The organism is Pseudomonas sp. S3_A09, assembly GCF_054668065.1.
The window spans coordinates 1,096,167-1,118,711 of sequence record NZ_CP162752.1; the positions used below are offsets into that span (position 1 = coordinate 1,096,167).

Annotated in this window: 23 protein-coding genes; 2 read left to right on the top strand and 21 right to left on the bottom strand. The window is 61.0% G+C overall.

The annotated features are described in order from the left end of the window. Positions 1-155 precede the first annotated feature (155 nt). The 18 genes from AB4N92_RS05170 to AB4N92_RS05255 all read right to left on the bottom strand — a co-directional run bounded on the left by AB4N92_RS05170 (position 156) and on the right by AB4N92_RS05255 (position 15,199). Positions 156-1,157 carry an ADP-ribosylglycohydrolase family protein gene (locus AB4N92_RS05170; protein WP_010208399.1) on the bottom strand — a complete coding sequence of 334 codons (1,002 nt, stop codon included), beginning with the start codon at positions 1,155-1,157 and terminating at the stop codon, positions 156-158. Then, positions 1,154-1,867 (bottom strand): GntR family transcriptional regulator, encoded by a 714-nt coding sequence (locus AB4N92_RS05175; protein WP_236267333.1) that lies wholly within the window; start codon positions 1,865-1,867, stop codon positions 1,154-1,156. Before AB4N92_RS05175 ends, AB4N92_RS05170 begins: the two co-directional genes overlap by 4 nt. Before the next feature lie 70 nt (positions 1,868-1,937). Then, the gene (locus AB4N92_RS05180) at positions 1,938-2,498 is read right to left on the bottom strand and encodes a DUF1285 domain-containing protein (RefSeq protein ID WP_010208397.1); all 561 of its coding nucleotides are present in this window, start codon (positions 2,496-2,498) and stop codon (positions 1,938-1,940) included. Positions 2,499-2,514: 16 nt separating this feature from the next. Then, on the bottom strand, positions 2,515-3,120 hold the full coding sequence (locus AB4N92_RS05185; RefSeq protein WP_010208396.1) for a DUF4823 domain-containing protein: 606 nt from the start codon (positions 3,118-3,120) through the stop codon (positions 2,515-2,517). Positions 3,121-3,195: 75 nt separating this feature from the next. After that, positions 3,196-4,164: a GTP 3',8-cyclase MoaA gene (locus AB4N92_RS05190; protein ID WP_010208395.1), complete on the bottom strand. Its 969-nt coding sequence runs from the start codon at positions 4,162-4,164 to the stop codon at positions 3,196-3,198. Between the two features lie 115 nt (positions 4,165-4,279). After that, a complete protein-coding gene (locus AB4N92_RS05195; protein WP_010208394.1) occupies positions 4,280-4,933 on the bottom strand; it encodes a TetR/AcrR family transcriptional regulator in 654 nt (217 codons plus the stop codon). Between the two features lie 445 nt (positions 4,934-5,378). Continuing rightward, complete coding sequence (locus AB4N92_RS05200) at positions 5,379-6,164, bottom strand: TatD family hydrolase (RefSeq protein WP_047540215.1); 786 nt, start codon at positions 6,162-6,164, stop codon at positions 5,379-5,381. Between the two features lie 63 nt (positions 6,165-6,227). Continuing rightward, positions 6,228-7,217: a DNA polymerase III subunit delta' gene (locus AB4N92_RS05205; protein WP_010208392.1), complete on the bottom strand. Its 990-nt coding sequence runs from the start codon at positions 7,215-7,217 to the stop codon at positions 6,228-6,230. Then, the gene (tmk, locus tag AB4N92_RS05210) at positions 7,210-7,842 is read right to left on the bottom strand and encodes a dTMP kinase (protein ID WP_010208391.1); all 633 of its coding nucleotides are present in this window, start codon (positions 7,840-7,842) and stop codon (positions 7,210-7,212) included. Before tmk ends, AB4N92_RS05205 begins: the two co-directional genes overlap by 8 nt. A 19-nt stretch (positions 7,843-7,861) precedes the next feature. Beyond that, positions 7,862-9,007, bottom strand: a complete 1,146-nt coding sequence (gene mltG, locus AB4N92_RS05215) for an endolytic transglycosylase MltG (RefSeq protein ID WP_010208389.1) — start codon at positions 9,005-9,007, stop codon at positions 7,862-7,864. A gap of 1 nt (position 9,008) precedes the next feature. Continuing rightward, on the bottom strand, positions 9,009-9,824 hold the full coding sequence (pabC, locus tag AB4N92_RS05220; protein ID WP_021491484.1) for an aminodeoxychorismate lyase: 816 nt from the start codon (positions 9,822-9,824) through the stop codon (positions 9,009-9,011). After that, a complete protein-coding gene (gene fabF / locus AB4N92_RS05225; protein WP_010208386.1) occupies positions 9,824-11,068 on the bottom strand; it encodes a beta-ketoacyl-ACP synthase II in 1,245 nt (414 codons plus the stop codon). Before fabF ends, pabC begins: the two co-directional genes overlap by 1 nt. A 128-nt stretch (positions 11,069-11,196) precedes the next feature. Beyond that, entirely contained in the window at positions 11,197-11,433 is a 237-nt protein-coding gene (acpP, locus tag AB4N92_RS05230; RefSeq protein ID WP_003175607.1) for an acyl carrier protein, read from the bottom strand. A 191-nt stretch (positions 11,434-11,624) separates the two neighbouring features. Beyond that, the gene (gene fabG / locus AB4N92_RS05235; protein WP_005790544.1) at positions 11,625-12,368 is read right to left on the bottom strand and encodes a 3-oxoacyl-ACP reductase FabG; all 744 of its coding nucleotides are present in this window, start codon (positions 12,366-12,368) and stop codon (positions 11,625-11,627) included. A gap of 24 nt (positions 12,369-12,392) precedes the next feature. After that, a complete protein-coding gene (gene fabD, locus AB4N92_RS05240) occupies positions 12,393-13,331 on the bottom strand; it encodes an ACP S-malonyltransferase (protein ID WP_021491483.1) in 939 nt (312 codons plus the stop codon). 126 nt (positions 13,332-13,457) lie between these two features. Further along, a complete protein-coding gene (gene plsX / locus AB4N92_RS05245) occupies positions 13,458-14,468 on the bottom strand; it encodes a phosphate acyltransferase PlsX (protein WP_021491482.1) in 1,011 nt (336 codons plus the stop codon). A 4-nt stretch (positions 14,469-14,472) separates the two neighbouring features. Continuing rightward, positions 14,473-14,655, bottom strand: a complete 183-nt coding sequence (gene rpmF / locus AB4N92_RS05250; protein WP_003179396.1) for a 50S ribosomal protein L32 — start codon at positions 14,653-14,655, stop codon at positions 14,473-14,475. Positions 14,656-14,668: 13 nt separating this feature from the next. Further along, entirely contained in the window at positions 14,669-15,199 is a 531-nt protein-coding gene (locus tag AB4N92_RS05255; protein WP_010208374.1) for a YceD family protein, read from the bottom strand. A 105-nt stretch (positions 15,200-15,304) separates the two neighbouring features. On the opposite strand from AB4N92_RS05255, the gene AB4N92_RS05260 reads away from it, so the two are divergent. Further along, positions 15,305-15,883, top strand: coding sequence for a Maf family protein (locus AB4N92_RS05260; protein ID WP_010208372.1), 579 nt, complete (start codon positions 15,305-15,307; stop codon positions 15,881-15,883). 133 nt (positions 15,884-16,016) lie between these two features. Here AB4N92_RS05260 and AB4N92_RS05265 read toward each other — a convergent pair whose 3' ends face one another. The 3 genes from AB4N92_RS05265 to rluC are packed head-to-tail and all read right to left on the bottom strand — an operon-like array spanning position 16,017 to position 18,630. Next, on the bottom strand, positions 16,017-17,000 hold the full coding sequence (locus tag AB4N92_RS05265) for a S49 family peptidase (protein WP_236267589.1): 984 nt from the start codon (positions 16,998-17,000) through the stop codon (positions 16,017-16,019). Between the two features lie 21 nt (positions 17,001-17,021). Next, entirely contained in the window at positions 17,022-17,684 is a 663-nt protein-coding gene (locus AB4N92_RS05270; protein ID WP_042571981.1) for an HAD-IA family hydrolase, read from the bottom strand. Beyond that, entirely contained in the window at positions 17,671-18,630 is a 960-nt protein-coding gene (gene rluC, locus AB4N92_RS05275) for a 23S rRNA pseudouridine(955/2504/2580) synthase RluC (protein WP_010208368.1), read from the bottom strand. The genes AB4N92_RS05270 and rluC overlap by 14 nt, the downstream gene beginning before the upstream one ends. 759 nt (positions 18,631-19,389) lie before the next feature. Between rluC and rne the strand changes: the two genes are divergently transcribed. Further along, positions 19,390-22,545, top strand: coding sequence for a ribonuclease E (gene rne, locus AB4N92_RS05280; RefSeq protein WP_236267588.1), 3,156 nt, complete (start codon positions 19,390-19,392; stop codon positions 22,543-22,545).

Below are 22,545 nucleotides of genomic sequence, written 5' to 3' on the forward strand. Positions count from 1 at the left end.
TGGCAGAGAATCAAAGCGTTAACCGGTCATCCTGACTCGACGCAATCAGTGTGGGAGCTGGCTTGCCTGCGATAGCGGTCAACCTGTTAGTGCATCAATGAATGACACACTGATATCGCAGGCAAGCCAGCGCCCAGATTTTTGCTCTGTGGTGTTCAGCGCAATTTGAGCAGCCCCAGAACCAGCGGCTGCAAATCCAGGCCATTGACCTGTTTGACCTGCTCGATCATCGCGTCAGGCCAGCACTGCATGCCCAGGCACGCACCCAGCATGGCGCCGAGAATGGCGGCAATCGTGTCAGTGTCACCGCCAAGGCTGGCGGCCAGGCACAACGCCTCCAACGCACTCATCTCACCCACCGCCACTTGTTGGGCAAGGGCGAACGACACCACCACCGACTCCTGGGACGCGACGGACGTACCGATCAATTCGTACAGCAGGTCGGCGAACAGGGCTTTGTCGCCGCTGCCGACACTCAACGTGCGCGCCCAACTGATGCGGGTGGAGATACGCCCGCCGGCAACCCAGTGACCGTGACCTTCCGCCTGCTGGGCAATCTGGGTGCCGATGTTCAGCGCTCCCCCCAGGTCCACGCCGTTGATACCGGCCGATACCACCGCCGCCACCGCCGCCGCGCTGGAGATTCCCAGCGTGGTGTTGTGGGTCACCTGACAGGCCTGGATCACCGCCTGGATAAATGTCGCCGGGTCGCTGACATCGGCGGCAATGCCTACCGGCGTGATGCGCATCGCAGCGCCGTTGGTGGTGCCGTAACGGCCGGACTCTTCCGGGGTGTGGCCGGCGAGGATCATGCTGATCGCACGCTGGGTCGAGGGGCCGAGCAAATCCTGCGAGCCCTTGGCACGCATCACCGCTTCCCATTCGATCAAACGCTGGGCAAGCACCGTCGGTTCGATGACGCCCTGCCCTTCGACCAGCAACTCACCCACCAGGATCGCCTGCTCGGTGTCATCCGTGATGGAACCGGCGGGCATGTTCGGTGCGATAGGCTGGTCGGCGTCGGCATCTTCCAGGCCGGTGATGCCGCCGAAACGCGCGCGGACTTGCTCGCGGCTCAAGGACTGGGTCGGCATGCCCAGGGCATCACCCAAGGCCAGGCCGTAGAAAGCGCCGATGGCGTGGTTGAGCGAGGTCATGTCGAACGTCCAAACTGGAGGTGCAGGCGAAAGTGCAGAGGATCGAGCAAGCTTTCCACATACTCCATGAAACGCTCGCGACGGTCATAGGTGGTACGTGACGCCTTGAGAAACACTGTGCCTGCGGGACGGCCGAGCAACTCGGCATCTTCGTCACTGAGGGGTGACGCACCGATCCACTGGTCACCTTCGGCACCGATAAAACCGTAGGCGGCCAGGGTGATGGTCAGGGAGTCATCGATCAGGCCGACTGTCGGCAGGCTTTCCAGGCCGCCGGACGCGGGCATCAATGAGCGTTCCAGGGATACCGACGTGCCATCGGTGGTACGGCGGCGGCGATCAAGGGCGATGAACTGGTCGCTGCCGAAGCGGCTGAACAGGTCGGGGCGGGTCACCGCTTCCAGGCGCAGGATGTCAGTGTTCACCCGCGCTCCGGTGTCGGCCAGGGCCTGGGCCCAACCGCTGCGTTGGTCGAGCACCATGCCGTCAAAGGTGACGATGGAACCGACGCCGCTCTGCGTGGCGATGTAGTTGCGCCGCTTCAGCTCGGCGAGGGCTTCGCGCAGGGTGCCACGGCTGACCGCAAATTCTTCGGCCAGTTGGTGCTCGCCCGGCAACAGGAAACCGTCGGCCATCATTCCACCTTCGATACGGCGGATGAGCTCGTCGACGACGCGTTTTTTCTTATCAAATCGGACATGTCTAATCATGTACAAATTGATAACCGAAAGTGCCCGATTCCAGCAAGCGAATTATTTCAGGGAAATAAAAAAACCGGCCTCAAGGTTCCAGGCCGATACGGAAAAACTCCCCGCCGCTCCAGACACCCAGCCAGTTCTGACCATTGATCGGACGGCTCACCGCCAGCTCCACCAATTGGTAAAAGGCATTGCGATGCACCAGGGCTTCGAGGTTGGTGCGCACCCGCAGATAGGGCGCAGGTTCCTGGGTAACCGGGTCGATCACCACCCGCAAGGGGTGTTCAAGGCCCGCTTCGATCTGATCGTCCACGTTGGTGGTGAAGCGCAGTACCTGGCCTTCGCCCTGCCCTTCGACCTCCAGCGTAACCGCGACAAACGGCGCATCATCGACGCTGATGCCGACCTTTTCCACGGGAGTGACCAGGAAGTAGTCATCGCCATCGCGGCGAATGATGTTGGAGAACAGCTTGACCATCGGCTTACGCCCGATCGGCGTGCCCTGGTAGAACCAAGTGCCGTCGCGGGCGATGCGCATGTCGATGTTGCCGCAGAAGTCCGGGTTCCACAGATGTACCGGCGCCGGTCCCTTGCCCTTGGGCAGCTGGGCCAACAGATCGTTGGCCTTGGCGGAATCGGTCATAGCGTTCTCCTGGTGCTTATTGATCACTCATACCCAGCAGACTGCGGGCGTACTGCCTCAGCGGGCGGGCAATCAGATCTTCTGGCTTGTTGTCGTGGAACGTCAGTAAACCGCCACGACTGCGAATACGTGCAGTATCAATCAAATACTGGGTGCTGGTCTCGATCAACATGATCTGAATGACGCCGCTGTCCAGCCCGACACGGTCGAGAGCTTCCTGATCGGACCACTCATCGGCATTGCCGATACGGTCATCCGCCTTGGCGAAGCGGCAGTACAGCAGATAGTGAGCGCCGGCCGCACGGGCTTCGGACATTGCCTGCTCAAGACCTTCTGGCTGACGGGCACGACGCACCATGGGGAAATACTCGATGAAACCGTTGAAGGCTTCCTCAGCCACCACGTTCGGACGCGGATAAGCGCTACCCGGCGGTACGAAGGCGCCTTGGGCAATAAACACGAAAGAATCCGGCTGTATGCGAACCGAGGCGGTGCGACGGGTATCGCTGTGATCCAGCAAACCGGCATCGCTCATCTGATAGCGGGTGCCTTCGGCCATATCGCTGACGGTCATGCAACCACTCAGCGTCAACGACGCCAGCAACAAAACCAGACTACGCATCCTAATCCTCCAGAAGCCGGTGACGGAAAACCGGCGAATGGGCGTGAGATGCAGGTTCTGCGCCAGCTTGGAAGACTAGCCGCCGATGATCTTCATGATGGTCGCGCCCCCGGAGAAGGCAACTTCCTGCTTGTCGCCCAACGCCTTCATCAACAGGCCCTGCAACGCTGGCAGCGCTTGGTGGCGCGGTTTGTCCAGCAAGTCGCCGACATAGTGACGATTGCTCGACGACAGGCAGCCATGCAGCCAACCGGTGGACGACAACCGCAACCGCGAACAGGTACGGCAGAACGGCACGCTTTCGTTGGCAATCACCCCGAAGTAGCCCTTGCCAGGTATTTCATAACGTACCGCCGTCGCGTCAATGGGCGCGCTGGCTTGCAAGTATTCATGCTGTTCGCCGATCAGGCCCAACAGCTGTTGCAAGCTGACAAATTGCTGCAGGAACGCGTTGGAGTCCTTGGCCAGGTGGCCCATGCGCATCAGCTCGATAAAGCGCAGTTCATAACCGCGCGCCAGGCAGTATTCGAGCAGCGGCATTACCTGGTCGAGGTTCTGGCCGCGCAACGGCACCATGTTGACCTTGATCTTGATCCCGGCAGCACGGGCCTGGTCCATGCCGTCGAGTACGGTGGCCAGGTCGCCGCCACGGGCGATGCTGCGGAAGGCGTCCGCATCCAGGGTATCGAGGGAGACGTTGATGCGCTTGATCCCGGCCTCGACCAGCAGCGGCAGTTTGCGCGCCAGCAGTTGGCCGTTGGTGGTCAGGCTGATGTCACTGAGCCCCATCTGCCCGACGGCGCCCATGAAGGCTTCCAGCTTGGGGCTGACCAGCGGTTCACCGCCGGTGATGCGCAGGCGCTCAATGCCCGCCGCCTCGATCAGGTAAGCCACGCCACGGGCCATGGCCTCGGCCGAGAGTTCGTCCTGGGCAGCCACCAGCCGCTTGCCGTTAGGCACGCAGTAGGTACACGCGTAATTGCAGGCTGAGGTCAGGCTGATCCGCAAATTGCGAAAACGCCTGCCTTGACGATCAACGATCATGGATCACTCCGGCAGAGGATGATTCGGGCGCGCTAAAAGCTGACTGATAAATCAGCTTTTAGCAAGAGTCCATGCCTGAGTATATTCCTGGGGTACTACGCGTGGCAGCAAATCATTACGTGGCGGGCGTTTCAGCCGGTGGCTGCTCAGCGCTGTGCTTGCGCTTATTGCCCATGCGCACGCCGATGTCCATCAGGAATTGGAAGAAACCTTCCTGATCTTCCAGCACATTGCTCCAGAACGGCGAGTGGTACAGCGCCACGGCACCGTGCACCAAGGCCCAGGCGGCGCAGTAGTGGAAATACGGCGGCACGTCTTCCAGCTTGCCTTCGCTGATGCGGCCCTTGATCAACAGGGTCAGGCGCTCGAAGTTCGAAGCACGGATCTTGTGCAGTTCCTCGACCATCTCCGGTACCTGATGGCCCTTGACCACCTTCTCTTCCAAGCGGTCGAACAGGCGGTAGCGCTGCGGGTCACGCATACGGAACTCGAAGTAGGCGCGGGACAAGGCTTCCTTGTCCTTGTCCACATCGGCCGAATGCAGCAGTTCGTTCAAATCGCGCTCGTAGTCGAGCATCAGGCGAAGGTAGATTTCGGCCTTCGATTTAAAGTGCTTGTAGATCGTGCCTTTGCCGATACCCACGGCATCCGCGATCATCTCGACGGTGACGCTGTCTTCACCCTGTTCGAGGAACAGCTTGAGTGCGGTGTCGAGAATTTCCTGCTCACGGCGGCGAAACTCACGGACCTTACGGGGTTCTTTGTGCATGAGGAAGAGGTCTGCAAAGGTCAAAATAGGGAGGGTAACGCAGGGCCACGGATACGCGGCGATACGATTTACCCGGTACGAGGGATTATCCCGACTGAACGGTCGCTGGGCAATGCCTATGTGAACCCGAAACGCACTTTACTTTCAGTGCGCCAACGATTTCATGGATCCCAGTCAGAAATAACACGCAAAAACTGCCACCGTGCTCCTGTCCGATGAGAACTCAAGCGAAGCGCGCGTATTCCAAATCTGTTTAAAAAACGATCAGCCGCGACTGGACTGAATCGGATACTGATCAATACTTCAACTGTCGGCGCGACATCTCCCCCAAGTGAAGCGCCGACCTGGGTACCAACGGACCGCGTACCCTTGTTTTACTCCTAATGGTCTTAGCCCGGATTCCCCCCCCAGAAGCCGGGTTTTTTTTGCCTGCGATGTGGCCGCGTCAAACGGCTACATGAGCCAGCGGGAACAGGCGTTTGAAGTTCTCGGTAGTCTGTTCGGCAAAGCGCTCGTAGGACTCGCCGCGCAACATTGCCAGGTAATCCGCTACATCACGCACGTACTCAGGCAGGTTCGGCTTGCCGCGATGAGGAATGGGCGCCAGGTACGGCGAGTCGGTTTCCACCAGCAGGCGGTCGGCCGGCACTTGGCGCGCGACATCACGCAGGGCGTCGGCATTGCGGAAGGTGACGATGCCCGAGAGGGAAATGTAGAACCCCAGGTCCAGGGCCGCCTTGGCCATGTCCCAGTCTTCGGTGAAGCAGTGCAACACGCCGGCCTGGGGCAGCGCGGCTTCGCGCAGCAAGGACAGGGTGTCAGCACGGGCGCCACGGGTGTGGACGATCACCGGTTTGCCGGTTTGCTGGGCGGCTTGCAGGTGCAAACGGAAGGAGGCCTGCTGCAACTCGGCGGCTTCGGGCTCGTAGTGATAATCCAGGCCGGTTTCGCCGATGGCAACCACGCGCGGGTGATTGAGCTCAGCCAGTAGCCAGTCCAGCGCAGGCGCTTCACCGGGCTTGAGGTCCAGCGGGTGTATACCCACCGAACAATCCACATCGGCATAGCGATCAGCCAGGGCTTTGACGTCAGCCGCGTTTTGCGCGCTGACGCCGATGCACAGGAAATGCCCTACCCCACGCTGGCGCGCAGCGTCGAGGGCCGCATCAAGGGAACCGCCGTGTTGGGCCAGGTCGAGGCGATCGAGGTGGCAATGGGAATCTACTAGCATAAGGCTCTACAACTTCAGTCACGAAAAGTGTCTGACCGACGATACACCTGTCGGCCACGGAATTTAACGGCGGCCAAGCAAGCCGACCCACTGCACCAGCAGCGCTTCGAGCAACAGCACGCGGTTGAGGTTGGCCTTGCCGAGCACCTTCTGGCGCTGGGCGAGGATCCAGTCCTGGATCGTCAGCACCTTGTCCTGGGCACTTTTCTGCGCCAGGTACTGCACCACCTTACGCATATCCGGCAAGCCCAGGCCACTTTCATCCTGAGTCAGCTGGTAGCGCAGGATCAGGCTCGACCAATCGCAGAACCAGTCGAACAGCAACAACAGGGGAATGTCCTTCCAGGCACTTTCGGCCAGTTGAGTGGCAGACACTTCCTGCTTGATCAGTTTCTTCACGCCATCCACCACCAGCGCGCGTTGCTCACGCACGCCCTGGGCTTGCAGCTTCACCGCCGCCAGGGGCGAGCCGGCCGCCAGGGTCAGCAGCTCGACCCGTTCATCCTGGCTGCACGCCGGCAACGCCTGCGCGAGCCATTCGAGGCTCATCGCCTCGCTCGGCAGCGGGCACGCCTGCTGCACGCAGCGGCTACGAATGGTCGGCAACAAGCGGCTGGACTGGTGGCTGACCAGCAACAATACGGTGTCGCCGGACGGTTCCTCCAGGCTCTTGAGCAAGGCGTTGGCGGCGTTGATGTTCATCGCCTCCACCGGCTCGATCAACACGACTTTGCGCCCGCCCATCTGCGCGGTCTGCACCACAAAGCTGACGAGGTCGCGCACTTGGTCGACCTTGATCGCCTTGTCGGCTTCCTCGGGTTCCAACAGGTAGTTATCCGGGTGGCTGCCGGCCTTGAGCAGCAGGCAGGATTTGCACTCGCCGCAGGCTTCCAGGTTGACCGGGCGCTGGCACAGCAGGCTAGCCATGAGGCGCTCGGCCAGGTCACGTTTACCGATACCCACCGGCCCATGCAACAGGTAGGCGTGGGCGTGCTGGGCACGGCCGGCCAGTTGTTGCCACAGGCTGTCCTGCCACGGGTAGGCTTCAGCCACGGGCGCGCTCCAGCAGTGTGGGCAACAGGCCGTCGATGGCGCGCTGCACCTGGGCCAGCGGTTGGGCGGCGTCCAGCAGGTAGTAACGCGCAGGTTCGGCCGCAGCCCGTTTGAGGAACGCCGTGCGTACCGCATCAAAGAAGGCCTGGCCTTCGAGCTCGAAACGGTCAAGGCGACCACGGGCGCTGGCACGGGCCAGGCCGACTTCCACCGGCAGGTCGAAGACCAGGGTCAGGTCAGGGCGCAGGTCGCCTTGGACGAAGGTTTCGAGCGTCGCGATGCGCTCCAGGGACAGGCCTCGGCCACCGCCCTGGTAGGCATAAGTGGAATCGGTGAATCGGTCGCAGATGACCACGGCACCGCGCGCCAGGGCCGGGCGAATCACTTCGGCCAAGTGCTGGGCACGGGCGGCGAACACCAGCAGGAGTTCGGTGTCCGGGTTCATCTGCTCTTCACCCGGCGCCAGCAGCACCTCGCGTATACGCTCGGCCAGCGGCGTGCCGCCGGGCTCGCGGGTCAGCACCACTTCGATACCTTCGTGGCGCAAACGCTCGGCCAGGTAATCGCGGTTGGTGCTTTTGCCGGCGCCTTCGGGGCCTTCCAGGGTAATAAACAAGCCAGTCACAGGCAGTCCTTAGTCAGAATTATTGCGGGCTTTGCGGGGCGGCGGTGTCCGGCGCAGGCTCGGTCGGCTTTTCAACCGGCGCTTGCGCGGGCACATCCACCGCAGGCGTTGCGTCTTCCTCAGGCTTCACGGCAGGCGCAGGGCTGGAGCGGTAATCGGCCCGGCGCTTGAGCTGGAACTCCCGCACGGCGGCATTATGCGCATCCAGGTCATCGGAGAAAATATGGCTGCCGTCACCCCGCGCGACAAAATACAGGCTGCTGCCCGGCACCGGGTTAAGCGCGGCATGGATCGCCTCGCGCCCGACCATGGCAATGGGCGTCGGCGGCAGGCCGGCCACCATGTAGGTGTTATAGGGATTGGCTTCCTTGAGGTGAGCGCGGGTCAACTTGCCGTTGTAGCGCTCGCCCAGGCCATAGATCACCGTCGGGTCGGTCTGCAATAACATGCCGACCTTCAGGCGACGCACAAAGACACCGGCAATCTGCCCACGCTCTTCAGGCACGCCAGTCTCTTTCTCCACCAGGGAGGCCATGATCAGCGCTTGATAAGGGTCGGTGTACGGCGCATCGGCGGCACGCTTGCTCCACTCCTGAGCGAGTACATCGTCGAGGCGGTTGTAGGCTTTTTTCAGGAACTCGACGTCGGTCATGCCACGCACGAAGCGGTAGGTATCAGGGAAGAACCGACCTTCCGGGAACACGCCGGGGTGACCGAGCTTGTCCATAACCTCGGTGTCGCTCAGGCCTGCGAGGGTCTGCACGATCTTTTCATGCTTGGCCAGGGCCGAGCGCACCTGGCGGAAGTTCCAGCCTTCGACCAGGGTCAGGCTGTATTGCACCACTTCGCCACGCTGCCATAGGCCGATCAAGCCCTGCGCCGTCATGCCGGGGGTCATGCGGTATTCGCCGCTGTGCAGTGGCTGGCCGTCGAGGTTAAAGCGCCAGTACAGGCGCAACCAGAAGGCGCCATCCAGCACGCCATCGGCTTCCAGGCGATTGAAGGTGCCTGTGGGCGTTGCCCCCGCCGGCACGTCGAGCAATTGCTCCTGGGTCAGGTTCAAGGGCTGCTTCAAGGCAGCGTCGAATTTCCAGACGCCATAGCCCAACAGCAAAGCCGCCGAGAACAGACCGACCAGCAGCAGTACAACCAGTTTTCGTATCAACTCAAATTTCCAATAGCGCGCGAACAATGGCCTGCAGTTTACGGGTGAGCGGCCCAACCGGCCAGCTCATCGCAGCGTACCCGCGCACCGGCCAAATGCCATAAACGCTGTTGCACACAAAGACTTCGTCGGCCTGCTGCACCTGCTCAAGATCGATGTCGGCCACGGCCACCGGGATGCCCAGGCTTTGTGCCTGGGCCAGAATCTCGGCGCGCATCACACCGGCAACGCCGCAACGGGTCAGATCAGCGGTTAGTAACAAGCCGTTGCGCACTAGGAACAGGTTGCTGAATACGCCTTCGATGACACGTCCGGACACATCCAGCATCAAGCCTTCAGCGTGCTCAGTGTCTTGCCACTCGGCGCGGGCGATCACCTGTTCGAGGCGATTGAGGTGCTTGAGACCGGCCAGCAACGGCTGTTCGGCCAAGCGGGTCGCACAGGCGAACAGACGGATGCCGTCGGCTGCATGGGCGTGGGGATAGGTAGCAGGCGGACTGCCCTGCAAGATGCGGCGCACCGGAGCGCCGAGGTTGATGCCATAACCGCGCAGGCTGTCGCCGCGGGTCAGGATCAATTTGAGAACACCGTCGCCGAGGGCGGCGGCATAGGCCAGCACTTCGCTGCGGATCAATTCACGATCCGCAACCAAGGCGAGGCGCCTGCACCCCTCATCGAGGCGTTGCAGGTGGCGGTCGAGCAGCACAGGCTGCCCGGCACTGACGGCGATGGTCTCGAACAGCCCATCACCATACGCCAGGCCGCGATCTTTCAGGGGCACGCTGTCCGCTGGCTGACCGTCGACCCAGCTGTGCATCACTCGGCGAACCGGCGGAACACCAGGGAACCGTTGGTGCCACCAAAACCGAACGAGTTGGAGATCACCACGTCGATCGGCATCGGCTGTGCTTCGTGAGGCACGAAGTTCAGGTCACAGCCTTCATCCGGCTCATCCAGGTTGATGGTCGGTGGAGCGACCTGATCCTTGATGGCCATGACGCTGAAGATCGCCTCGACCGCGCCCGCTGCGCCCAGCAAGTGGCCGGTCATCGACTTGGTGGAGCTGACCGCCAGGTTGTAGGCGTGCTCGCCGAACACCGACTTGATGGCTTCGGCTTCAGCCAGGTCGCCGGTCGGGGTCGACGTGCCATGGGCGTTGATGTACTGCACTTGGTCCGCATTGACCTTCGCGTCGCGCAGGGCGTTGGTGATGCAACGCGCAGCACCGGCACCGTCGGACGGTGGCGAGGTCATGTGGTAAGCGTCGCCGCTCATGCCGAAGCCGATCAGCTCGGCGTAAATCGTGGCACCACGCGCCTTGGCGTGCTCCAACTCTTCCAGTACCAGCGCACCGGCACCGTCGGACAGTACGAAACCGTCACGGCCTTTGTCCCATGGACGGCTGGCACGGCTCGGCTCGTCATTACGGGTCGACAGCGCCCGGGAGGCACCGAAGCCGCCCATGCCCAGGCCGCAGGCCGCCATTTCGGCGCCGCCGGCAATCATCACGTCGGCTTCGTCATAGGCGATGTTGCGCGCCGCCATGCCGATGCAATGCGTGCCAGTGGTACACGCCGTGGCGATGGCGTAGTTAGGCCCCTGTGCGCCCAGGTGGATCGACAGGAAACCGGAAATCATATTGATGATCGATCCCGGGACGAAGAACGGTGAAATTCGACGAGGGCCGGAATCATGCAACGTGCGGCTGGTTTCTTCGATATTGGTCAAACCGCCAATACCCGAACCCATCGCCACGCCGATGCGATCACGGTTGGCGTCGGTGACTTCCAGGCCGGCATTACGCACTGCCTGAAAACCGGCTGCCAGGCCGTATTGAATGAACAGGTCGAGTTTGCGGGATTCTTTGACCGAGAGGTATTCCTCGACATTGAAACCCTTTACCGAGCCGCCAAAACGGGTGGAATAGGCAGAAAGGTCCGTGTGTTCGATCAGACCAATACCACTGTGGCCAGCCAGAATGCCCTGCCAACTGCTCGGCACATCCGTGCCCAGTGGCGACAACATACCCATACCGGTGACTACGACGCGTCTACGCGACACAGCACTCTCCTTTTTCTAATGACGACACTTTTGCTTCAACGTTTACTTTTGATCAGGGCTAAAGAAAAAACCGCACGCCGTTACAGCAGTGCGGTTTTTCCCTGAAAGCAAACGACGACTACAAACTATTACGCCTGGTGGCTAGTAACGTAGTCGATAGCAGCTTGAACAGTAGTGATTTTTTCAGCTTCTTCGTCCGGGATTTCGGTCTCGAATTCCTCTTCCAGAGCCATCACCAGCTCAACGGTGTCAAGGGAATCGGCACCCAGGTCTTCTACGAAGGAAGCAGTGTTGACCACTTCTTCTTCTTTAACGCCCAGTTGCTCGGCGACGATTTTCTTGACGCGCTCTTCGATGGTGCTCATACCTTGTTTAACTCCTAATGGACAAATTCAGGCAGCTGGCCAGTGGGTAAGTGTATAGAAAGCCATTTCAGCTTTTCAACTGAAAGCTTCACCCTGTACCCGGTCGGCCACCTGCCTATAAATTAAGTTGCAGCTTTATAACGGATTTTAGACAGCTCGTATGACATTTTTTTGAAGCGATCCGTCACAATTTAACTCATGTACATCCCGCCGTTCACCGGGATTGTAGCCCCAGTCACGTATGCCGCACCGTCGGATGCCAGGAAAGTGACCACATTCGCGATCTCTTGAGCCTGGCCCAAACGGCCCAGCGGAATCTGCGTCAGCAAGGCTTCACGCTGTGCTTCTGGCAGTTCGCGGGTCATATCGGTGTCGATGAACCCTGGGGCCACCGAGTTGACCGTAATCGACCGCGAGCCGACTTCACGTGCCAATGCACGGCTGAAACCTTCCAGACCGGCTTTGGCAGAGGCGTAGTTTACTTGGCCTGCGTTGCCCATGGCACCCACTACGGAGCCAATATTGATAATTCGACCCCAACGCGCCTTGGTCATGCCGCGCAAAACGCCCTTGGACAGGCGAAACAGACTGTTCAAGTTGGTGTCGACCACGTCGTACCACTCGTCGTCTTTCATGCGCATCATCAAGTTGTCGCGGGTGATACCGGCGTTGTTCACCAGAATCGCCGGCGCACCGAACTGTGCGGTGATCTCGGCCAGTACGGCAGCCACGGACTCATCACTGGTCACGTTCAGCTCAAGGCCGGTACCTTGCACGCCGTTTTCCTTCAGGGTCGCGGCGATACGCTCGGCGCCCGAAGCGGACGTAGCTGTGCCGATCACAACGGCGCCCTGACGGCCCAGTTCCAGGGCGATCGCCTGGCCAATGCCACGGCTTGCGCCGGTAACCAGTGCAACTTTACCTTGCAGACTCATGCAGGCTTCTCCTTAGTTCGGGGATTAGGCCAGTGCCGCGCGAGCGGCAGCGAAGGCATCCGGGGTATTGAGGTTGGCAGTCGACACGCCGTCGGCGCACCGCTTGTTCAGGCCGGCCAGGACTTTGCCCGGACCGCACTCGACCAGCTCGGTGGCGCCGTTGGCCGCCAGGGTCTGGACCGATTCAACCCAACGTACGGGCTTGTAGAGTTGCTCCAGCAGGTCGCGCTTGAGAGTGTCGAGGTCGGCAGCCACGGCTGCACTGACGTTCTGCACCAACGGGATCTGCGGTGCCTGCCAGTTGATGGCGGCGATGGACTCGGCAAAACGCTCGGCTGCCGGGCGCATCAGCTCACAGTGCGACGGCACGCTCACCGGCAACGGCAGGGCACGCTTGGCGCCACGGGCCTTGCAGCCTTCGATGGCACGCTCGACCGCCGCCTTGGCACCGGCGATGACCACCTGGCCAGGGGAGTTGAAGTTCACGGCGCTGACCACTTCGCCCTGGGCCGCTTCGGCACAGGCTTCGATCACCACGGCATCGTCCAGGCCCAGGATAGCGGCCATACCGCCCTGCCCGGCCGGAACGGCTTCTTGCATCAGTTGGCCACGGCGCTCGACCAGCTTGACCGCCTCACCGAGGGTCAGGCTGCCCGCTGCCACCAAGGCGCTGTATTCGCCCAGGCTGTGACCCGCGACAAATGCCGGACGCGCGCCGCCTTCCGCCAGCCACAAACGCCACAGGGCGATCGAAGCGGTCAGGATGGCCGGCTGGGTTTTATCGGTTTGATTGAGCTGCTCTTCCGGGCCTTGCTGGGTCAGTGCCCACAGGTCGTACCCCAGGGCGTCGGACGCTTCTTTAAAGGTGTCCAGGATCAGCGGGTATTGCGCGCCCAGCTCGGCCAACATGCCGAGGGACTGCGAACCCTGCCCTGGAAAGACGAATGCGAGGGATGTAGACATGTAACAAGCCCCTAATGATCTGGTCGTCGAAAATGCGCACGCCTACGGTGGGAGTGCACGAAACTGACAGATTGGATGGTCAATTGAACTGGCCGGTCACATTTAAGCACTCCCGAGCCGATTCGCCTAAGGCAACAGGTCCTCAAGACGGCCGTGCAAGCGTTGCGGCAGGTTTTCCTGGATCTCGATCAGGGCCCGCGCAATCGCGCTTTGAAAGCCTTCAACGCCCGCAGAACCATGGCTCTTCACCACAATGCCCTGCAAGCCCAGAAAACTCGCACCATTATGCCGCGCTGGCGCCAGGTCGGCCTGCAGGCGGCGCATCAACGGCAGCGCCAGGGCGCCGACCAGGCGCGACGCGAGGTTCTGCTTGAACAACGCCTCGATGCGCGTGGCGATCATGGTCGCCAGGCCTTCGCTGGATTTGAGCAGGATATTGCCGACAAAACCGTCGCACACCACCACATCCGCCTCACCGCGATACAAGCCGTCACCCTCGACAAAGCCGATGTAGTTCAAGCCGCGCGCACCCTGCAACAACGTAGCAGCAAGCTTGACCTGCTGGTTGCCCTTGATGTCTTCGGTACCGATATTCAGCAAGGCCACCCGCGGGCGGGCCACGCCAAGCGCTTCGGCGGCCACCGAGCCCATCACGGCGAACTGGAACAGGTGCTCGGCACTGCAATCGACATTCGCGCCCAGGTCCAGCAGTTGACAATAGCCCTTCTGCGTCGGAATCGCCGCCACCATGGCCGGCCGATCAATGCCGGGCAACGTTTTCAGCACAAAGCGCGACAGCGCCATCAGAGCCCCGGTATTGCCGGCACTGACACAGGCTTGCACCTTGCCATCACGCAGCAGCTCAAGCGCCACCCGCATCGAAGAGTCGGGTTTGCCACGCAGGGCCGCCGCCGGCTTGTCATCCATGGTGATGGTTTCGCTGGCCGGCGTAATCGTCAGGCGCGCGCGATCCACCGCCGGATGGCTGGCAATCAGTTCTTCAAGGAGGGAGGGTTGACCGACGAGGGTCAGGTGCAGCGAGGGTGTAGCGGACAGGCTGGCAATGCAGGCCTGAACAATGCTGCGGGGACCGAAGTCCCCGCCCATTGCGTCTATCGCGATGACTAGAGCAGACAAGTGATTACTCGTCAGCGCCCTTGTCGATCACTTTACGGCCACGGTATACGCCTTCTGGCGATACGTGGTGACGCAGGTGAACTTCACCGGTGGTCTTTTCTACGGACAGGGTGCTTGCCTCGAGAGCGTCGTGCGAACGGCGCATGTCACGGGCGGAGCGGGATTTTTTGTTCTGCTGAACAGCCATAATTGATTAACTCCTAAACGTTTGGGTCACGCTTTAACTGCGCCAATACACTGAACGGGTTGGACCGCGTTACCTCGTCCTCGCTCGGTTCGGGCTCGTCATCGAGGCCCGCCGGCTGCTGGCATTCTTCCGGATGATGAGCAGGCACAATGGGCAAGGCGAGCAGAAGCTCCTCCTCGATCAGTGCATGCAGATCCAAAGGATCTTCGCCCAGTTCCAGCACGTCATAACCTTTCGGCAACGACTGGGTATTCGCACCCTCCTTCACCACAGCATAACTGCACTCGCTGTGGATCGGCAGGGTGACCAGCTCAAGACAACGCTGGCAAACCATTTTGACTTCGGTGTCGATAAAGCTGTGGATTACCACAGACTTACGTTCATCTCGTTCAAAAACGAATTTGGCCTGCACCCTACCGACAGTGTCGGAAAGCGGGTCGCAGAGTCTCTCCAAATCGGCCAGCAGCAACTCACCTTGAAGGGAAGTGCCACGATCAGCCAATTTGCGCGGGTCAACGTGAGGTGGAATCGGGTCATTCAACATAGGCGCAGCATTATAGGGATGCACCCAGCCATGTCAAAGGAAATTCAGCCCTGTGCGTCAGCCGGTCACCCCGCTAGAATCCCCGGCTGCCCTGAGGAGACGCCCATGCTGCCTTTATTACTCGCATCCAGCTCGGTTTATCGCCGGGAATTGCTGAGCCGCCTGCACCTGCCGTTCATCTGCAGCTCGCCGGATATCGACGAAAGCCACCGTGCGAATGAATCCGCCATTGAGCTGGTCAAGCGCCTGGCCGAAGAGAAGGCACGCGCGCTTGCGGCCAGCCATCCTGGGCATTTGATTATCGGCTCCGACCAAGTGGCTGCGCTCGACGGCCGGATCATCGGCAAGCCGCACACGTTCGAGAACGCCCGCGAACAACTGTTGGCCGCCAGCGGCAAGCGTGTCAGCTTCCTCACCGGCTTGGCGCTGCTGAACAGCAAGACAGGGCACTGCCAGGTGGACTGCGTACCTTTTACTGTGCACATGCGTGAGCTGGACGCTGAGCGCGTTGAGCGCTACCTGCGGATTGAGCAGCCGTACGACTGCGCGGGCAGCTTCAAGGCTGAGGGGCTGGGTGTGAGCCTGTTCCAGAGTACCGAAGGGCCGGATGCAACCAGCCTTATCGGCCTACCGCTGATCCGCCTAGTAGACATGCTACTGGTCGAAGGCGTGCAGATCCCTTAAGCCCACCACAAAACCAATTGTGGGAGCGGGCTTGCTCGCGAATGCGGTGTATCAGTCACTGATGTGCTGATTGAACCACCGCATTCGCGAGCAAGCCCGCTCCCACATTTTGAGCGATGCCAGCCTCAGGATTTCAGCGCAGAGTCGGACCCTGGAAGCCCATATACAGCGCCAGCTTCTCCGCCACACTCGCTCCGAGCTTCTTGGAGAACCGATCAAACGGCGATTCCTCAACCGTGAAATCCACCAACTCCTTCTCGCCAATCACATCCCGCGCCACCGAACTGGCACTGCCCAGCCCGTCGATCAAGCCAAGCGGCAACGCCTGCTCGCCCGACCACACCAGACCGGAGAACAGCTCGGGGTGGTCCTTATCCTTCAGGCGGTCGCCGCGCCCCTGCTTCACGCTGGCGATGAACTGGCGATGAGTGGTGTCGAGCACGCCCTGCCAGAACTGGGTTTCATCTGCCTTTTGTGGTTGGAACGGGTCGAGAAATGCCTTGTGCTCACCCGAGGTGTAGGTACGACGCTCCACCCCCAGCTTCTCCATGGTGCCGACAAAGCCATAACCGGCCGCCGCCACACCGATGGAACCCACCAGACTGGCCTTGTCGGCGTAGATCTGGTCAGCGGCACTGGCGATGTAATAGGCACCCGAAGCACCCAAGTCAGAAATCACGGCGTACAGCTTGATATCAGGGTGCAGAACACGCAGGCGACGAATCTCGTCATACACATAACCGGACTGCACCGGACTCCCGCCAGGGCTGTTGATGCGCAGGATCACGCCCTTGACCTTGGGGTCTTCAAACGCGGCACGCAGGCTGCTGACGATATTGTCGGCGCTGGCGGGCTCCTTGTCGGCAATCACCCCGCGCACTTCGATAAGGGCGGTGTAGTTGGCACCCCGGGTAGCGCTTTTTTCCATGTCCATCAACGGGCTGAACAGCGCCAGCATGGCGATGAGCCAGATAAACGTCAGCAGCTTGAAGAATATCCCCCAACGCCGTGCACGACGCTGTTCCTGGACGCTGGCCAGGAGGGTCTTCTCCAGTAGCTTCCAGCTTTTATCATCGCTGTTTTCAGCCTTTTCGGGCGCTTTCCACTCGTCACTCATGCCATCAACCCCAACAAAGACTTATTGGGCCCGGCTGAGCCAGGCCTGCAATTCGGAAAAATGATCAATCGTCAGACGCGGCTCGTATTGCTGCAACGCCTCGGCAGCCTGGGCACCATAGCTGACCGCCACACTGTCCATGCCCGCATTGCGCGCCATCATCAGGTCGAAGGAAGCATCCCCCACCATCAGCGCCTGGCGTGGCGAGACGCCGCAATGGGCCAGGATCTGCTCCAACATCAGAGGGTGGGGCTTGCTGGCAGTTTCATCGGCGGCGCGGGTGATATCGAAATAATCTTCCCAGCCGTGAGCCTTGAGCACCCGGTCCAGCCCGCGACGCGCCTTGCCGGTGGCGACCGCCAGGTGATAACCCTCGGCGCGGAACGCCTCCAGGGACTGCACCACACCGTCGAACAGGGGCGAAGGCGTGGCCTCCAGGGCGATGTAGTGATCGGCGTAGTGATCACGAAAGGTGACCAGTTCAGCGTCGCTGATCTCGGGATACAAGGTGCGAATCGCCTCAGGCAGGCCCAGGCCGATGATGCCCTTGACTGCGTGATCCGTGCACGGCGCATAGCCCGAGCGGGTCGACGCTGCGTGCATCGATTCGACAATCCGGCCAATGGAGTTGGCCAGGGTGCCATCCCAGTCGAATATCAGCAGTTTGTAATCAAGGTGCGACACTCAAACGCTCCACGGTCTTGGCCCACATCTCATCGACCGGCGCCTGCAGCTTCAACTCGCCACCATCGGGCAGCGGCACAGTGAGCATGTAGGCATGCAGGAACAGGCGCTTGCCGCCCAGGTCACGGATTTCCTTGGAGAAATCCTCGTCACCGTATTTGGTATCGCCAGCGATGCAATGGCCCGCATGCAGGGTGTGCACGCGAATCTGGTGAGTACGGCCGGTTACCGGCTTGGCCTCGACCATGGTGGCGAAGTCACCGAAGCGGCGCAGCACCTTGAACAGGGTCAGGGCTTCTTTGCCCTCTTCGTCCACTTCCACCATGCGCTCGCCGGAACGCAGGTTGCTCTTCTGCAACGGCGCGCGGACGCTCTTGATGGAGCTGGCCCAGTTGCCGCGCACCAGCGCCATGTAGCGCTTGTCCACGCCATCGCCACGCAGGGCGGTGTGCAGGTGGCGCAACATGCTGCGCTTCTTGGCAATCATCAGCAGGCCGGAAGTGTCACGGTCCAGGCGGTGGACCAGCTCCAGCTCCTTGGCGTCCGGACGCAACTGACGAAAGGCTTCGATCACGCCGAAATTCAGGCCGCTGCCGCCGTGAACCGCAATGCCACAGGGCTTGTTGATCACGATCAGCTTGTTGTCTTCAAAGATGATCGACGCTTCAAGGCGCTGCAACAAGCCTTGGGCCAATGGCACGGGCTCATCACGCTCAGGCACGCGAACCGGCGGCACACGGACGATATCGCCCGCCTGCAACTTGTACTCGGGCTTGATCCGGCCTTTGTTCACCCGCACTTCACCTTTACGCAAGATGCGGTAAATCAAGGTCTTGGGCACGCCTTTGAGCCTGGCCAGGAGAAAATTGTCGATGCGTTGGCCGGCATATTCCGGCGAGACCTCGAGCAGCTGGACGCTGGGGGTCTGGGGGGCGGTAGTCGTCATGGCGGCGATGATAACAATTTTTTATGGAATTGAAGCACTTAATCATTGCTGCTATAGTCGCGAACGCCGCCAAAAGCGGCCTGGACAGAGGACATGCGGCAAACTGCCGGCCCTGACCATCGCAATTCATCAGGACGCGAGGCCGTCCTACGGGGCTTTCGCCACCCTGGAAGGCTCAAGATTGTAACAAGCGCAGGTGACATGAGGCCTGAAGCGAGTGCAGAAAGCAGAGTGAATACTCGCGTTCCGCGCCGATATTTACGGCCAGTTCACAAAGTGCAGTCAGTCTTGAACCAGACCACGGCGAATACTTCGGAAACAACGCCTGTTAAGAGCTGAGTGAGAGCGCAACCGCCCACACCTAGTCTTGTTTAGCCATGAGCGTGGACTCCCCATTGGAGAACACGGTAAATGCCAACCCGCTGCGGATTCTGCGCGCGGCAGCACCCGAATTATCAGGGATACGTGTAGGGTGGAGATGCACAACCGTCGGACCGTGTAGCACTAGGCTTATATTTAGACGCTTCATCTCGTCCACAGTCGCCGGTTGATTCCTCCTCCTGACCTTAGCTTTTGTTGAAGTGGTGCCTTTGTCACCACCGCTAACAAGCAGGACGCGTCCGTCGCGATACCGGCCCAATTGGCTGGTTTTTGCTGGACACTGGAGTGGCCAACCACTCTTGACGCACCTGACACCGACCGTGAGAAGTCGTGTGTGCCGAACGCCGTTTCCGGCAGCCCGGAAACCGACGGTACAACATGAAAAGAATGCTGATTAACGCAACTCAACCCGAAGAGTTGCGTGTTGCACTGGTAGATGGCCAACGCCTCTACGACCTGGACATCGAATCCGGTGCACGCGAGCAAAAGAAGGCCAACATCTATAAAGGCCGTATTACTCGCATCGAACCAAGCCTTGAGGCTGCCTTTGTCGATTTCGGCTCCGAGCGCCACGGCTTCCTGCCCCTCAAAGAAATCTCCCGCGAATACTTCAAGAAAGCCCCTGAAGGCCGCGTGAACATCAAGGACGTCCTGAGCGAAGGCCAGGAAGTCATTGTCCAGGTAGAAAAAGAAGAACGTGGCAACAAGGGCGCAGCCCTGACCACCTTCATCAGCCTGGCCGGCCGTTACCTGGTCCTGATGCCGAACAACCCACGTGCCGGCGGCATTTCCCGCCGCATCGAAGGCGAAGAGCGCAACGAACTGCGTGAAGCGCTGAACGGCCTGATTGCACCAGCCGACATGGGCCTGATCGTTCGCACTGCCGGCCTGGGCCGCAGCAGCGAAGAAATGCAGTGGGACCTCGACTACCTGCTGCAACTGTGGACCGCCATCAAAGAAGCGTCCCTGGATCGTTCCGCGCCATTCCTGATCTACCAGGAAAGCAACGTGATCATCCGCGCCATCCGCGATTACCTGCGCCAGGACATCGGCGAAGTGCTGATCGACAGCGTTGAAGCCCAGGACGAAGCCCTGACCTTCATCCGCCAGGTGATGCCGCAGTACGCCAGCAAGATCAAGCTGTACGAAGACAGCGTCCCGCTGTTCAACCGTTTCCAGATCGAAAGCCAGATCGAGACCGCCTTCCAGCGCGTGGTCGAACTGCCTTCCGGTGGCTCCATTGTGATCGACCCGACCGAAGCCCTGGTGTCCATCGACATCAACTCGGCGCGTGCGACCAAAGGCAGCGACATCGAAGAAACCGCCCTGCAGACCAACCTGGAAGCGGCTGAAGAAATCGCCCGCCAGCTGCGCCTGCGTGACATCGGCGGCCTGATCGTGATCGACTTCATCGACATGACCCCTGCCAAGAACCAGCGCGCCGTGGAAGAGAAAGTCCGCGAATGCCTGGAAGCTGACCGTGCCCGCGTACAGGTCGGCCGCATTTCGCGCTTTGGCCTGCTGGAAATGTCCCGTCAGCGCCTGCGTCCTTCCCTGGGCGAGAGCAGCGGCATCGTCTGCCCGCGTTGCAACGGCACCGGCATCATCCGTGACGTTGAATCGCTGTCCCTGGCGATCCTGCGCCTGATCGAAGAAGAAGCCCTGAAAGACCGCACCGCCGAAGTCCGCGCGCAAGTGCCGATCCCGGTTGCCGCCTTCCTGCTCAACGAAAAACGCAACTCGATCACCAAGATCGAACTGCGCACCCGTGCCCGTATCGTCATCCTGCCGAACGATCACCTCGAAACCCCGCACTTCGAAGTGCAGCGTCTGCGCGACGACAGCCCGGAAGCCCACAGCGGCCAGTCCAGCTACGAAATCGCCGCTGCCGCAGCCGAAGTGGAAGAAGTCCAGCCAGCCGCCGCGACCCGCACCCTGGTTCGCCAGGAAGCCGCGGTCAAGACCGCGCCGGCTCGCGCCAACGCTCCGGTGCCGACCGAAGTCGCCGCTCCGGTTGCCGCACCGGCCGCCCTGCCTGAACCAAGCCTGTTCAAAGGCCTGGTGAAGTCGCTGGTCAGCCTGTTCGCCACCAAGGAAGAGCCTGTTGCTCCGGTTGTGGTCGAAAAACCGGCTACCGAGCGTCCTGCGCGCAACGAAGAGCGTCGCAACGGTCGTCAGCAGAGCCGTAACCGCAACGGCCGCCGTGACGAAGAGCGCAAGCCGCGCGAAGAACGTGCGCCGCGTGAAGAACGCGCCCCACGCGAAGAGCGTGCACCTCGCGAACCCCGTGAAGAAACCCCGACCGTAGAACGTGCACCGCGTGAAGAGCGCGCACCGCGCACTCCACGTGCCCCACGCGAAGATCGCAAGCCACGTGGCGAGCGCGAAGAACGCGTGCGTGAACTGCGCGAGCCGCTGGACGCCGCGCCAGCCGCTGCCGGTGCTGCCGTTGCTGCTGAAGAACGCCCGGCCCGCCAGCCGCGTGAAGAGCGTGCGCCACGCGAAGAACGCCAACCTCGCGCCCCGCGTGAAGAGCGTCAACCACGTGCCGAACAAGCGGCTGCTGCCAGCGAAGAAGAGGTACTGACCGGCGAAGAGCAACTGCAGGAAGACGGTCAGGAAGGCGCCGAAGGCGATCGTCCACGCCGCCGCTCCCGTGGTCAGCGTCGTCGCAGCAACCGTCGTGAGCGTCAACGTGATGCCAACGGCAACGTGATCGAAGGCTCGGAAGAGACCGGCGAAAACACAGAAGCCGCTACCAGCGAACCGACTGGCGCCGAACTGGCTGCCGGCTTGGCCGTTACCGCTGCCGTTGCCAGCTCGGTCATCAGCGCACCGGCTGAAGCCCAGGCTCACGAGCAGGCTGAACGCGCTACCGCAGCGGTCGAAGACACCGTCACCGTGGAAGCACCGGTTGCCGAGACGCCAGCCGTTGAAGCACCTGCTGTTGAAGCGCCGGTTGCTGAAACGCCAGTCGTAGAAGCGTCGGCTGTCGAAGCACCGGTTGTCGAAGCCACCACCCCAATCGAAGCGCCGGCTGTTCCGGAAGTGGAAGTTGCCCCGGTTCAAGAAGCCCAGCCAGAAATTGAAGTGGCAGCGGTTGAACAAGCGCCAGTGGTTGAGCCTCAGCCAGTGGTCGAAGCAGCGGTTGTCGAAGCAGCCCCAGAAGTACGCGAAGTTCGTGAAGAACAGACCGCCTTCCAATGGACTGCCGAGCCTGCCGCACCGGTTGAAGCGTCAGAACCTGCCCCTGTGGTAGAAGAAGCGCCAGCGCCGGTTGCCGAAGTCGTGGTCGCCGAGTCAACCCCAGTGGTTGAGCCTGCTCCGGTCGTAGAACCTGTGCCCGTGGTTGAAGCTCCGGTAGTTGCCGAAGTGGCAGCACCGGTGGTTGAAGCAGCCCCGGTCAGTGCACTGACCGAAAACGGCCGTGCCCCGAACGACCCACGTGAAGTGCGTCGTCGTCGCAAGGAAGCTGAAGCCGCAGCAGCTGCCGCGGCACAGGAAGCAGAGCACGAGAGCAAACCTCTCGCCTGA